The following is a 13,202-nucleotide window of genomic DNA, read 5'->3' on the forward strand; positions in this document are numbered from 1 at the left end:
TTCGAGGTTTGAATGCGCACGGTTGATGTTCTCAAGATGCCATTATACGCGGCGGAACTGGCCAGCGGAGCCAAGTCCTTTCGCAACAATCCTCTGATCGGCAGCCGACGGCTGAATGAAGCGGGACTGCATGTCAAACGCATCAAGCTGGCAGAAAAACTCGCGGATAGCCGGCGCAAGCGCCTGGAACATCTTGTCAGCGAGGAAGACCGGCTTGCGTATCAGCGCGACGGTTTCATCGCCTCGCCCGGCCTGTTGACGGAAACGGACCTGGAAGGCGTTCGCCGGGAAATCGAAACAACGCGTTTCCACGCCTGGGACATGCGGCAGGGCAATGCGGTGACGCGCTTCATTCCCCTTCCGCCTTCCGTCTTGCAAGACCTCCCTTTCCTGAGAGCCGCCGTCTGGCACCAGCAGATCCAGAACGGTTTGCGCTATGTCGGGTCCTCTAACGGCGACCCGCTGATGTATCTGCACATCGTGATGACCAATCCGGACGGAAAGCAGAAGGCGGACCCGCAAACGGCCTTTCACTCCGATACGTTCCACCCGACGGCCAAGTGCTGGCTGTTTCTCTATGACATCGACGATGCCTCGGGGCCGTTCAGCTACATTCCCGGTTCGCACAAGCTGACACGGGAAAGGCTGGACTGGGAACGCGAGCAGAGCCTGGCGGCTTCGACGGCGAAAAACAGCCATCACGCGGGCGGTTCGTTCCGGCTTCCGGCCAGTGAACTGGGCCGGCTGAATTATCCGGAACCCGTCCGGTTCGCGGTGCCGGGAAACACCCTGGTTGTCGCTGACACCCACGGGTTTCACGCCCGGGCCACGAGCACGCAACCGTCCGTCAGGGTGGGGCTCTACGGGTCGCTTCGCAGAAATCCCTTCCTGCCCTGGACCGGCCTTGACCCGTTCAACCTGCCGGGGCTGAAAGGACGGCAGGCCCGGATACACATGGCGCAAAAAGATCTTGAAAAACGACTGAAAGGCCGGACGTCGCACAAGTATGCCGGCAAGATCCCCGCAACCGAACCGTCAAGGTTCTGACGGGGGAGCCGGGACCGGACAGCCTAGAGCATGTCGCGTTTATTTGGGTTCATTTGACCGAGACAATTTTGGTCACCGGCGAGGCGGTTTGCGCGCCGTGGTGCCGCCCACCACAAGGGCAAGCCAACGACGCAGGTGGCCAAAATTGTCCGGCCCATTCTAGGGCCAACGCCAAGAGTTTCGCACCTATCCGGGTGGCGCGAAACGGCCCATCGTCAGCGTTGCGCCGCTTGCCTGATGCATTGCATCGCGCTGCGCGACGCACCTTGCCGAGTGAACCGTTTTGCGCCATCAAATGAACCCAAATAATCGCGACATGCTCTAGTGATGTTCTTCCTTGGTCGCGTTGATCAGGGCGGCATTGAAGTACCGCAGCCCGCGGACGTGGCGGGCTATCCCGATGATCCGGCTTGCGTCGCCCTTGGCGACCACGGGAAGGGCCGCCCTGCCGCAACTGTCAAAGCTTTTCAGCGCGCTTTCCAGCGTGTCCGTGTCATGCAGATAGGGGCCGTCCTCGCCCGGATTGAAAGCACGGTCTTCCTCGGCGTCCGGCGGCGGATCCATGAAGTCGCGCACTTTCACGGTTTCGCTCAGGAACTGGTGAACCCCTTCATTGACGAAACAGCCCCGCATGCCGAGCTGCCAGTGGAAATATGATTTTCCGTGGACCGCCTGCGTGAGGCCCGTCGCAATCGACACGGCCAGGAGAAGGGCGATGGACAGGGCATAGCCACCGGTCAGCTCGAACACGATCACGGTTGTCGAAAACGGCGCGCCCAGGACGGCGGCCGCAACGGCGCCCATGCCCAGGATGGCGTAGAGGCCGTGGCTGGAAGCCATTTCCGGAAAGACGGATGCGGCGATCAGTCCGAACGCGCCTCCCGTCATGGCGCCGATGTAGAGCGACGGGGAAAAGATGCCGCCGCCGAAACGCGAGGCGAGCGTGATCGCGGTGGCCGCCGTCTTGACGACGAGAAGCGTCAGCAGGGTAGTGATCGGCAGGGAATGTTTCAGGGCAAGGTCCGTTGCCTCATAGCCCACGCCCAGAATGCCGGGAAAGAAGATACCAAGCGCTCCGACCGCCAGGCCGCCGATCACCGGCCTCAGCCAGAGCGGCATGGTGATGTTGCGGGCGGTCCAGTCCGTGCCGATCAGGGCAAACTGAAACAGGATGGCAACCGCCGCGCAGGTCAGTCCCAGCAAGGCAAAGGCTGGGATCTCCAGATAGGATGTGATCTCGTATTGCGGGATCTCGAAGGCGGCGACATCGCCGAACCAGAGCCGCGAGAGAAGTGTTCCCATCACCGAGGCCAGAACGATCGGCACGAAGGCCGAGACGGCATAGTGGCCGAGGATCACTTCATGGGCGAACAGCACACCCGCGATGGGGGCGTTGAACGAGGCCGAGACGCCACTGGCGACCGCACAGCCAAGCAGGATGCGCCGGGCGGAATCGGGCAGGTGGAAATAGCTGCAGACCGCGGTTCCGAGCGTCGCGCCGAGATGCACGACGGGCCCTTCGCGACCGGCGCTCGCGCCGCTTCCGAGCGACAGGGTGGTCACGAGGGCCGACCAAAGGCCGGACTTCAGCGGCAGGCCGCGCCCGCCATAGGCCCTTGCCTCGATGACGTCGGCGACACCGCCGGCGCGCTGCTGGGGGTGGAACTTGTGCAGGATCCAGCCGACCAGCAGTCCGCCGACAGCCGGCGCCAGCAGAATCACCCACCAGGGCTGTTCGGCGGCCGCCTGCCAGGTGCGTTCCGTCGTCGTTTGCAGCCAGGGCCACTGGACAAGGCCGATCGCCGTGCGGAAAGCAATGGCGGCCAGGGCAACCAGCGCCCCGACAAAGATGGACAGCCCCCAGACGACATGCAGCCGGCTCGAGCGGTATTGGCGCACATTCGGTGTGATCCAGCTGACGAGGATGGAGGGAAGCTGTGCGGCTGTTTGCAGTATCTTGCGCATCGGTCACGTGCGGTGTGCGGTTTGCTGTGGAAGCCATTGTGCCCGAGTCGGTTCGAAAGAACAGGCCGGCGATCGGGCAAGCCGGCCTGTTCACATGGTTTTGCGCCGGTTTGACCGCGCAATCAGCCCTTTTTCCGGATTTCGATATGCCGGCCAGCGCGTTCCGGACGGGGCAGGCCTGCATGGGCTTTCCCGAGCGCTGTCAGGTTCGCCAGGATGTCTTCGGGCCAGGGCGCCACCTTGCGGGCGTTCATGTCGACGTGAAGGCTCATCTGCTCTGAGGTCGCCGACAGCCACCGCTCTTCCGCGTGGCGCAGTTCCTGGTAGAAATGGGCCCGTTTGCCGTCGAAATCGATGAGTTGCAGCGTCGCGATCACCGGCATGCCTTCGCTCAGTTCACGCACGTAGCAGACATGGACCTCGGCGCTGAAATACGAGGCCCCACGGGTTTTGACATAGTCCGGACCGAGTCCCAGACGGTTGAAAACCTCATCGACAGCCGTGTCGAAGAGCACATTGTAGTAGGCCATGTTCAGGTGGCCGTTATAGTCAATCCAGTCCGACCTGACCGTCATCAGGCTGCTTTCGACGGGTTCCGGCTTCCAGGTCTCTGTCATACATTTCCTCCGGGTGGTATCAGAACGTTGAGCGTCGGTGCCCGGTTTGGCTTTGACCTTTCGGGCTCGCGCTAACATATTCAGATTTTGACCGCACAGCCAAAGCCGTGCGCTCTGGAGGACAGAAAATGCCGGAATTGGCGACGACGACGGACAACACCCAAACCGTTGATGGAAAAAGCGGGATTGCCGCCGTTATCTCCCAGCTGAAGGACAGGTTCGCCAACCGCTGCTCCACGTCCGCGGCGCTGCGCGAACAGCACGGGCACACCACCACCTGGCTGAAGAACCAGCCGCCCGAAGCGGTCGTTTTTGCCGAATCGACCGAGGATGTGGCGGATGCCGTGAAGATCTGCGCGCATGCCGGGGTGCCTGTCATCGCCTTCGGTGCCGGCTCCTCCCTGGAAGGCCATGTCAACGCGCCGTTCGGGGGCGTGTCGATTGACCTGTCTCGGATGAATGCGGTTCTTGAGGTGAATGCGGCCGACCTCGATTGCCGGGTTCAGGCCGGCGTCACGCGCAAGCAGTTGAACAGTTACATCCGCGACACGGGCCTGTTCTTTCCCATCGATCCCGGCGCCGACGCGTCGCTGGGCGGCATGGCCGCGACCCGAGCCTCCGGCACCAACGCGGTGCGCTACGGCACCATGAAGGACGCGGTGCTCGGACTGACCGTGGTGACCGCGGACGGACGCATCATCAAGACAGGAGGGCGCGCGAAAAAGTCGTCGGCCGGCTACGACCTCACCCGCCTCTTTGTCGGGTCCGAGGGGACACTCGGCGTGATCACGGAACTCACCCTGCGCCTGCATGGCCAGCCGGAAGCGATCTCCGGCGGGATCTGCCCGTTCCCGGATGTCGCCTCGGCCTGCAACGCGGTCAGCACCACCATCCAGATGGGGCTGCCGGTGGCCCGTATCGAGCTTCTCGACGAGGTTCAGATCCGCGGTTGCAACATCTATTCGAAGCTCGGCCTGGCGGAGACGCCGACCCTGTTTCTCGAGTTCCATGGTTCCGAAGCCAGTGTGCGCGAGCAGTCGGAGATGTTTTCCTCGATTGCCGAGGAGTTCGGCGGCGGTCCGTTCGAATGGGCAACGGCCGCGGAGGACCGGACCCGTCTTTGGACGGCGCGTCACGACGCCTACTGGGCCGGCAAGGCACTCAAACCGGACGCCGATATCATGGTCACGGATGTGTGCGTACCGATCTCGCGCCTGGCGGATTGTGTTGCCGAAACCGCCGAGGATATTCGCGCGGAGGGGTTCCTGGCTCCCATCGTCGGACATGTCGGCGACGGCAATTTTCACGTCCAGGTCCTGGTGAATCTGGACGATCCGGAGGAAAAGCACCGGACCGAGAAATTTGTCGAACGCCTGTCGCTCCGGGCCATCGACATGGGCGGCACCTGCACAGGCGAACATGGCGTCGGGCAGGGAAAACAGAAATACATGGCGCGTGAACACGGCGAGGCACTGGAGGTCATGCGGGCGGTCAAGCAGGCCCTGGATCCCCACAATATTATGAATCCCGGCAAGATCCTGCCGCAGTCGTGATATTGTATCGAATCAGACCGGCAAGCTCGATCCGGCTGACCTCCGGTCGAGTTGCGACAGGTTGCCTGCCGGAAACAATTCCGTATTTGCAGTGCAGCAGTCATCAGGTACAGCTATCCGGTCTGATTTCCGGTGACTTTGGAGAACAAGGAGACAAGGCCTGAACTCCGTCTACATCACTTTGGGAATAACCGTGATCCTGGTGCTGGTGGCAGCACTGGTGGGGCCGTATTTTATCGACTGGACGAATTACCGCTCCACTTTCGAGACCTACGCGGAGCGTGCGCTCGGACATCGGGTGACCGTTCTGGGAGAGGCCGATCTGCGGTTGCTGCCGGCGCCCTCGATCAGTTTTTCCGATGTTCGTGTCGGGGAAGCGGAGGACCCGCTTCTGGTGGTCTCCAAATTCGACATGCGCATAGAGCTTCCGCCGCTCCTGAAAGGCGAGATCCGGGTCCTCGAAATGGAACTGGATCGTCCGCACCTGTCGCTTGCGCTGGACGAGGACGGCCGGCTGGACTGGCTGACAGCGATGACGTCGGATGGCGCCCTGGCCAAGCTCGCGCCGCAGGACCTTGCCTTTGAAAAGGTGTCGATCCGTGACGGCGCCCTGACGATCGTGGATGCCAGGTCGGGTGAAACCCACCGGATCGACAACGGCAATCTGTCGGTTTCCGCCCGCACGCTGGCCGGGCCGTTCAAGGCATCGGGCAGCCTGACGCTGAATGACGCGCCCTACATGGTGAGCCTTGCGACGGGGCAGGCGCGGGACGAGACCGGCATACGTATCAAGGGTGAAGTCACACCGACCGACATGCCGGTCAATTTCACATTTGACGGCGTGCTGCAGGAAGTCGACGCGGCGCCGGCTTTCGAAGGCGACTTTGGCATTGCCTCCGTCGCCCTGGAGGAGGATGCAGAGAACATCTGGCTGGCGGAAGGCACGTTTGCCGCCGACATCGCCGAAGTGTCCGTCCCGGAGTTCGAGTTCCGCTATGGTCCGGAGGACCGGCGCCTGAGCATGAGCGGCAATGCCGACCTCGTCTATGCGGGCGACAAGCGGTTTGTGGTCCGGGCCAAGTCAAAGCAGATCGATCTCGACAGGCTGCTAGGCGGCGGTCCCCAGGCGCCGGTCGACATTGAATCCGCCGGTGCGCAACTGATCGCGGCCCTGCGCGCCGTACCGCTGCCGTCCATCGACGGCGCGATATCGATGGATGTGCCGGCGCTGGTAGCCGGGGGCGGCATCATCCAGAATGTGCGGCTTGACCTGGAAACCATGCTGGGCGGCTGGCGTATCGCCCGGCTGGCGGGGCGTCTGCCCGGGCGCACCACCGTCGCGACCCAGGGCGATCTCGGACTGAAGCCGGCCATGACCTATCGCGGCGCCGTTTCGGTCAGTTCCGACCAGCCGGGCTCGCTCCTGGGCTGGTGGCGCCAGAAGGATATCGGCGTCAGCACCATGGAACCGGTGTCCGTGGAAGGCCGGCTGAACCTCGTGCCGGAAGGGGCGGCGCTGGACAATCTGCGTGTCACGCTTGCCGGCGCCGAGGCGCGCGGCGGCATGGCCTATCGCAAGCCGCGCAACGGCAATTCGGTGTTTTCGCTCAGCCTTGACGCGGACCGTCTTGATCTCGACCAGGTCGAGGGACTTGCCGCCCTGATCCGGCCCGAGCGCAATGCCGCGGGCAACACGCAGGATCCGACCGGGCTGGATGTATCCGTCCGCCTGCGCGCACGGGAAGTCGTCGCGCGCGGCGTCGAGGGCGAGGGGCTGACGCTGGAGGCGGAATATTCCGATGGCGGCGTGCGCATCGACCGCCTGTTCGCCGATGACCTGGCCGGTGCCCGGCTGGATGTTTCCGGTGACATCCGCAACCTGTTCTCGGCACCCGAAGGGGCCGTTGCCGGGACGCTTGACGCCAGGGACCTGTCAGGGCTTGTGGCGCTGACCGGCAGTCTCTTTCCGGAAACGGTGTTCGCCGAGCGGCTGGAAAAGGCCGCGGCCAGCCTTGTTCCCGCGAAATTCGATGCGGAGCTGAAGGCGGCCGCCGCCGCTGATGCAACGGACATGTCCCTGCGCCTTGACGGCACGGCGGGCGGGGCGGAAACCGCGCTGCAGGCGGCCCTGAAGGGGCGTGTCGATGATTGGCATGCCGCCGATATCGACCTGTCGCTCGCCCTCAAAGGCCCCGATGGCGGCAAGATGCTGCAGCAGCTTGGCCTTGACGTGATCCCGGTGGAGACGGCGGGAACGGGACAGTTGTCGCTCTCCGCATCCGGCAGGCCCGAAGAGGGGCTGTCCGTCGAACTGGCCGCGGCCGTGGGGGACACGCGGCTTGACGGCTCCGGTTCCCTGACACTTGCCGAGGACGCAGAGCCTGAATACCGCCTGGCGCTCAAGGCACAAACCGGAGATCTCGCACCGCTGGCGCTGATGGCCGGGCGGGTCATGCCCGTCATGACCGGCACGATCCCCGCAGAGCTTTCCGTCGATCTGGAAGGGGTCGGCAGTGCGCTCGCCATTTCCAGAGCCGAAGGCGAGGTTGGTGAAACCCGCTTCAAGGCCCGCCTGGAAGGGGACCTGGAGCCAGCACCCGGAGAACGCAACCGCCGCTTTTCCGGTGAACTTTCCGTCAATCAGGCCGATTTGCGCGGCCTGACCGAACTTGTGCTTGGCCCAGACCAGTGGTTCGGGGCGGGGGACGGTTCCAGCATCTGGCCGGTTGCGCCGTTTGGAGCGCCGCTTATGGACGGCGTCGATGTCACGCTGGCCTTCGAGGCCGACCGGTTGCGCCTTGACGAGGAAACCGAAGTGACCGGGCCGCGCGCCGAGCTGCGCCTGTCACCCACCCTGTTGCGTCTGGACGGGCTTTCAGGCGCGTTTGCCGGTGGCAGCCTGGAAGGCAGTCTGTCGATCCGCCGCACGGAGGCGGAGGCGGCGGCTTCGGGACGGGTCAAGCTCGACGGCGCCGATCTGCGCCAGGTCGCCTGGCGGCCGAGCGGCCGGGCGGTCGCTTCCGGCACGCTCGACCTGTTCCTGGAATTCGAAGGTGCCGGCCGGTCGATCTCCGCCATCGTGACCGGGCTCACCGGCGGTGGCACGTTCGTCATGGAAAACGGCGAGTTCCGGGGCCTCAATCCGCAGGCCTTCCCGCTGGTGACCCGGGCCGTGGACGCGGGACTGGAACTGGCCGATGACAAGATCCGCGAAGTCTTTGTCAGTCACATGGCCGCGGGCAGCCTGCCGTTCCAGCGTGTCGACGGCACGCTGACCATGGTCGGCGGACGCCTCAGTGCCCGCAATGTGGTGGTCGATTCCGAGCGTGCCGAAATCTTCGGGTCGGCCGAGGTGGATCTCGGCACATATGATCTGGATGCGGACTTCTCGCTGAAGGTCGATCCCGGCGAGGACGCGGTCACCGGGGCGGAACCCCAGGTCGGGCTGCTGTTCCAGGGGCCGGTCGACGTGCCCGCCCGTCGGGTAGACATCGCGCCGTTCACCGCCTACCTGACCCTGCGCGCCTTCGAACAGGAGGTTGAGCGGGTGGAAAAGCTGCAGGCGGAAATCCTGGAGCGGGACCGCCTGATGCGCGAACTGAAACGGCAGAGGGAAGCGGAAGCCCGCCGCGTGCGCCTGGCCGAAGAGGCGGCGCGCAAGGCCGAGGAAGAGCGCCTGCGTCTCGAGGAAGAACAGTCCGGCAATGCCGATCCCGCTCAGGAGGAGCAGGAGAATTCGGCTTTGCCGCAAGAAAGCGCACCGGCGGCTGATACAGCGGCGGTCACCACCGAGGTGCCGGCCAAACCGGAGCCTAGCCAACAGGGCAGCGTGGTACCTGCCGAACCGGCCGAACCGTTTGCGGATCGCATCCGGGCGCTTCTGGAAACACCCGGCGCGGATGCCATATCAGCCCCGGCGGCGGCGCCGGCCGCCAAACCGGCCAACAGCCTGCCCCCGCTCGAGCCGCCCGTTTCCATCGGTGACCTGATCACCCAGGATGTCGGCGGACCGCTGGTGCTGCCCGGGGCACAGTAGGCTCCGGTTCAGTTCATTGCTGATGTTTTTACCCGCTTCAACGCCCAGACCCTGACCGCCGACGACAACGGATCGTCCGGATCGCGGTTGTCGTCGATTTCGGCGATCAGCCCCGCCAGGGACCGCCTCTCCGAGGCAACAAACCCGTCAACGACGTCCCAGAATTCGGGTTCGAGGGCAAGGCTTGTGCGGTGGCCGTGCAGGGAGAGGGAGCGTTTGATCAGCGCCATCAGACTTCAGCTGCCGGTGTCGTTGCCGGACGGATCATCCTGGCCCAGCTTGTGACCGTCGACGTGGTGTTCAAGGTCCTCCCGCCGCTTGCGGGCGGCCTCACGTTCGGCCTTGGTTCGGCCGAACTTGCGGCGGTTGTCTTCCGCGGCCTTGTCCTTGTCCTGACGTTGCTTGTGTTTGCGCGCCATGCGCAGATTGATGATCTCCGCGCTCATGGGTCTCTCCCGAAAAGTGCCTTCGGATCAGGTCTTCTTGCGGAACGCGTCCAGCGAAACCACTTCGCCGCCGCCCTCGCCGGCAGGTGTCTTGGTGGTTACGTCGTCCGTGTTGTCGGGGGCCGCGCTGGCCGCTTCCTTGCTGTCGTCCTGGTCGCCGGCCTTGGACTGGCTGTCCGCATGCTCCTGCTCGGCCTTGGCGAGCTCTTCCACGGCTTCCAGGAGCTCCTCGGGAAGTTCCTCGGCCGTCTTGCCCGGATCGAACTCCAGGGCAAACTGGACGGAAGGATCGAAGAAGCCCTTGATGGCCGAGAAGGGGACCAGCAGCTTTTCCGGAACGCCGCCGAAGGACAGGCCGACCTCGAAGGCGTGCTCACCGATGGCAAGGTCCCAGAACTGGTGTTGCAGCACGATGGTCATTTCCTGCGGGTAGCGCTCTTTCAGGCGCTGGGAAATGCGCACCCCGGGGGCATTGGTGTCGAAGGCGATATAAAAGTGATGGTCCCCGGGCAGCCCGGTGCGTCCGACTTCGGCAAGGATTTTCTTGACCGCGCCACGCAGCGCGTCCTGGATCAGAATGTCGTATCGCAGAAGGTCTTCAGACATCAGTATTGATCGAATCTCGCTGGGAATGTTGTCTCTCTGCAGCACATTGACGGGACGGGATCAAAAAGAAAAGGCTCTTTTCCCGGTGAACCCAGATTAATGTGCCGCTTCGCTCCGGATTTGCTGTGTGCCTACCGGAACAAACTAGGACACTTGAAAAAAGTGGAAAGATCAGTGGAGGCTTCTGTTGCCAGGTGCCTCCGAACCCCGCCCGATGGTGCTACCCAACAGGACTTAGTGGACTACCGGCGCAGCATTACGCTGCGACAGCGTTGTCCATAGCATAGTTGTCATTTGCAACTATTAGAACAGCCCGATAACGGTGGTACAATGCCGAGCAAAAGCACAGTCTTTACGCCCTCGTCGATCCTATTTCGCCCCCGCCGAAACCCATGAGGTTCCAAAAGCTTAAGCCTCATGGGCTTGGGTGGAGGCGCCGGGTACCGCCCCCGGGTCCGATAGGTTTATTGCACTGACAGTTTATTGCCATAGCTGGCGAACCAGCACGCCTGATATAGGGGTTCTGCGTTTGAATTGAAAGGGGCTTTCGCTTTTCGCTCCTGTTTGCCGGCTCACGGCGGATTGATCCACAAAGGCGGACGCAAGCTGGGGAAAGTCGGCGCCAAGGGCTGTGTTTTTACGAAAATCTGCCACATTAACCCCAACAGCAGAAACCCGGCGAGCAGAGGCCTCTCACGTGCAGCAGTATCTCGATCTCCTGTCGAAAATCCTGGAGGAGGGCGTCGACCGGGGCGACCGCACCGGCACGGGCACGCGCTCCATTTTCGGCCATCAGATGCGCTTCGACCTGTCGGCAGGCTTTCCGGTGGTCACGACCAAGAAGCTGCACCTGAGATCGATCATTCACGAGCTGCTCTGGTTCCTCGCCGGTGACACCAACATCCGTTACCTGAAGGAGCACGGCGTCAGGATCTGGGACGACTGGGCCGACGAGAACGGCGAACTCGGTCCGGTCTACGGCTACCAGTGGCGCTCCTGGCCGGCGCCGGATGGCCGCTCCATTGATCAGATCGCCAATCTGCTCACCATGATCCGCACCAATCCGGAAAGTCGCCGGCTGATCGTCTCGGCCTGGAACCCGGCGCTGGTCGACGAAATGGCCCTGCCACCCTGCCATTCCCTGTTCCAGTTCTATGTCGCCGACGGCAGGCTCTCCTGCCAGCTCTACCAGCGCTCGGCGGATGTGTTCCTGGGCGTGCCCTTCAACATCGCCTCCTATGCGTTGCTGACCATGATGGTCGCCCAGGTCACCGGCCTGAAACCGGGAGACTTCGTGCACACATTCGGCGACGCCCACCTCTATTCCAACCATTTTGACCAGGCGCGCGAGCAGCTGACCCGCACACCGCGCGCTTTGCCGGAAATGAAGATCAATCCGGATGTGACGGATCTGTTCGCGTTCAAATTCGAGGATTTCGAGCTCACCGGTTACGACCCGCACCCGCACATCGCGGCGCCGATCGCGGTGTGATCCCGGAGATTGCCTAAGCCACCTCGAACCAGGTCGTCATGCCCGAGGCCGCATGGCCCAGCATGTGGCAATGGAGCAGCCACTTGCCGGGATTGTCGGCGACGAAGGCGATCTTGACCGTTTCCTCCGGCACCGTGGTGAAGGTGTCCCGCCAGTCCGGATGCTCCAGGTTTTTGCCGTTGCGTTCCAGCACACGGAAATGATGTCCGTGCAGATGCATGGCATGGGCAAAGGCGGTGTCGTTGCGGCTTTCGATGAGGATGGTGTCGCCGCGGCTGGCCTTGAACATCGGCTCGTCGCCCATGCCGGCCTTGCCGTTAAGGACCCAGAACAGGCCGTCCTGCATCATCTGGTTGAGTTCTTCCCGCGTGCGGCCGTCCATCATCGAACGCATGCCCCCCATGGCTCCGCCCGCCATCAGCAGCGGGATCTCCCAGGCGGCCTCCAGGTCAGGTTCCGGCAGCCTGTTGATCGCGGGCTGTTTCAGTGGAAGGTCGTCTCCCTTGCCGTCGCCGACCTTGAAGGTGGCGAAGGTGAACGGCTTGCCGGTCATGGTCTCGAAGGGAATGTCCCCTGTTTCCCCGGGTCGCATGACAAGATCCATCCGCTGCGCCGGGGCAAGCTGCAGCGTGCCGTCCATGTCGCGCGGGGTCTCGAAGGGTTGGCCGTCCAGGGCGATCACCTTGGCACCGAAGCGGGACGGGGCCAGATCCAGCACCCGGGACGCGGACGAATTGATCAGGCGGATGCGGTGCCAGCGCCCCTGCTGCAGCGGGATCTCCGGCATGGAGACGCCGTTGATCGTCAGCCAGTTGCCCAGCCGTCCGGCATGGGAGAAGTCATGCATGGCACCGAAGCTGGCGGTTTCCAGGGTACCGTCTTCATCCAGGCGCCAGTCGCTCAGCATCAGCGTGATGTCGCGTTCCAGATCGAACAGCTGTTCGTCTTCCTCGACGATCAGCGGGCCGGCAAGGCCGCGTGGCACCTGGTTCCAGCTCATCGTGTGGGCGTGGTACCAGTAGGTGCCGGCGTCGGGCGCGATGAAATCGTAGTCGAAACTTTCCCCGGGCTCCACCGGCGCCTGGGTCAGGCCGGCGACGCCGTCCATGGCATTGTCGATGCGGATGCCGTGCCAGTGCACGGAGGTCGGTTCGTCCAGTTGGTTGCGGAACCGGACCCGAACGCGCTCACCGCGTTTCACCCGGATTTCCGGACCCGGCAGCTTGCCGTTGTAGAGCCACAGGTCGGAGAGGCCGCCGTCCTCGCCATAGAGCCGGGCCTGGCCCTTTTGCGCGGTCAGCTCCAGGACACCGTCCGTGGTTTTTGCCAGGGAAAACTTCGGCAGCAATGTTGCGGCACATCCGGCCAAGGACGTTTTCAGAAACGATCTGCGATTCACCATTGAACTCCCGGAGTGCCTTTGCCGCCGCCTTCAGGACT

At 63.4% G+C, this 13,202-nt stretch carries 10 protein-coding genes and 1 other RNA gene; 4 read left to right on the plus strand and 7 right to left on the minus strand.

Annotated elements, in window-relative coordinates; translation table 11 throughout:
• The first annotated feature begins 12 nt into the window (after positions 1–12).
• Positions 13–1,047 carry a phytanoyl-CoA dioxygenase family protein gene (locus tag O6760_RS17070; RefSeq protein ID WP_269580916.1) on the plus strand — a complete coding sequence of 345 codons (1,035 nt, stop codon included), beginning with the start codon at positions 13–15 and terminating at the stop codon, positions 1,045–1,047.
• 321 nt (positions 1,048–1,368) lie between these two features.
• On the opposite strand, the gene O6760_RS17075 is transcribed toward O6760_RS17070, so the two are convergent.
• Both O6760_RS17075 and O6760_RS17080 read right to left on the minus strand, forming a co-directional pair.
• On the minus strand, positions 1,369–3,012 hold the full coding sequence (locus O6760_RS17075; RefSeq protein WP_269580917.1) for a chloride channel protein: 1,644 nt from the start codon (positions 3,010–3,012) through the stop codon (positions 1,369–1,371).
• A 122-nt stretch (positions 3,013–3,134) separates the two neighbouring features.
• On the minus strand, positions 3,135–3,629 hold the full coding sequence (locus O6760_RS17080; protein ID WP_269580918.1) for a thioesterase family protein: 495 nt from the start codon (positions 3,627–3,629) through the stop codon (positions 3,135–3,137).
• Between the two features lie 128 nt (positions 3,630–3,757).
• On the opposite strand from O6760_RS17080, the gene O6760_RS17085 reads away from it, so the two are divergent.
• Positions 3,758–5,182: an FAD-binding oxidoreductase gene (locus O6760_RS17085; protein WP_269580919.1), complete on the plus strand. Its 1,425-nt coding sequence runs from the start codon at positions 3,758–3,760 to the stop codon at positions 5,180–5,182.
• A 193-nt stretch (positions 5,183–5,375) separates the two neighbouring features.
• Positions 5,376–9,218: an AsmA family protein gene (locus O6760_RS17090; protein WP_442969798.1), complete on the plus strand. Its 3,843-nt coding sequence runs from the start codon at positions 5,376–5,378 to the stop codon at positions 9,216–9,218.
• Positions 9,219–9,226: 8 nt separating this feature from the next.
• Here the strand turns inward: O6760_RS17090 and O6760_RS17095 are convergent, their stop codons facing one another.
• From O6760_RS17095 to ssrA, 4 genes are all read right to left on the minus strand, one after another.
• Positions 9,227–9,448 (minus strand): ribbon-helix-helix domain-containing protein, encoded by a 222-nt coding sequence (locus O6760_RS17095; protein ID WP_269580921.1) that lies wholly within the window; start codon positions 9,446–9,448, stop codon positions 9,227–9,229.
• A 6-nt stretch (positions 9,449–9,454) separates the two neighbouring features.
• Positions 9,455–9,664 (minus strand): DUF4169 family protein, encoded by a 210-nt coding sequence (locus tag O6760_RS17100; protein ID WP_269580922.1) that lies wholly within the window; start codon positions 9,662–9,664, stop codon positions 9,455–9,457.
• A gap of 27 nt (positions 9,665–9,691) precedes the next feature.
• Complete coding sequence (locus tag O6760_RS17105; RefSeq protein WP_269580923.1) at positions 9,692–10,270, minus strand: SspB family protein; 579 nt, start codon at positions 10,268–10,270, stop codon at positions 9,692–9,694.
• 173 nt (positions 10,271–10,443) lie between these two features.
• Positions 10,444–10,814: a transfer-messenger RNA gene (gene ssrA, locus O6760_RS17110) on the minus strand.
• Positions 10,815–10,967: 153 nt separating this feature from the next.
• On the opposite strand from ssrA, the gene O6760_RS17115 reads away from it, so the two are divergent.
• Entirely contained in the window at positions 10,968–11,762 is a 795-nt protein-coding gene (locus O6760_RS17115; protein ID WP_269580924.1) for a thymidylate synthase, read from the plus strand.
• Between the two features lie 13 nt (positions 11,763–11,775).
• Here the strand turns inward: O6760_RS17115 and O6760_RS17120 are convergent, their stop codons facing one another.
• Positions 11,776–13,164 carry a multicopper oxidase domain-containing protein gene (locus tag O6760_RS17120; protein ID WP_442969799.1) on the minus strand — a complete coding sequence of 463 codons (1,389 nt, stop codon included), beginning with the start codon at positions 13,162–13,164 and terminating at the stop codon, positions 11,776–11,778.
• Between the last annotated feature and the right edge of the window lie 38 nt (positions 13,165–13,202).

Origin of the sequence: Roseibium sp. Sym1, assembly GCF_027359675.1 — a bacterium.
Classification (GTDB): domain Bacteria; phylum Pseudomonadota; class Alphaproteobacteria; order Rhizobiales; family Stappiaceae; genus Roseibium.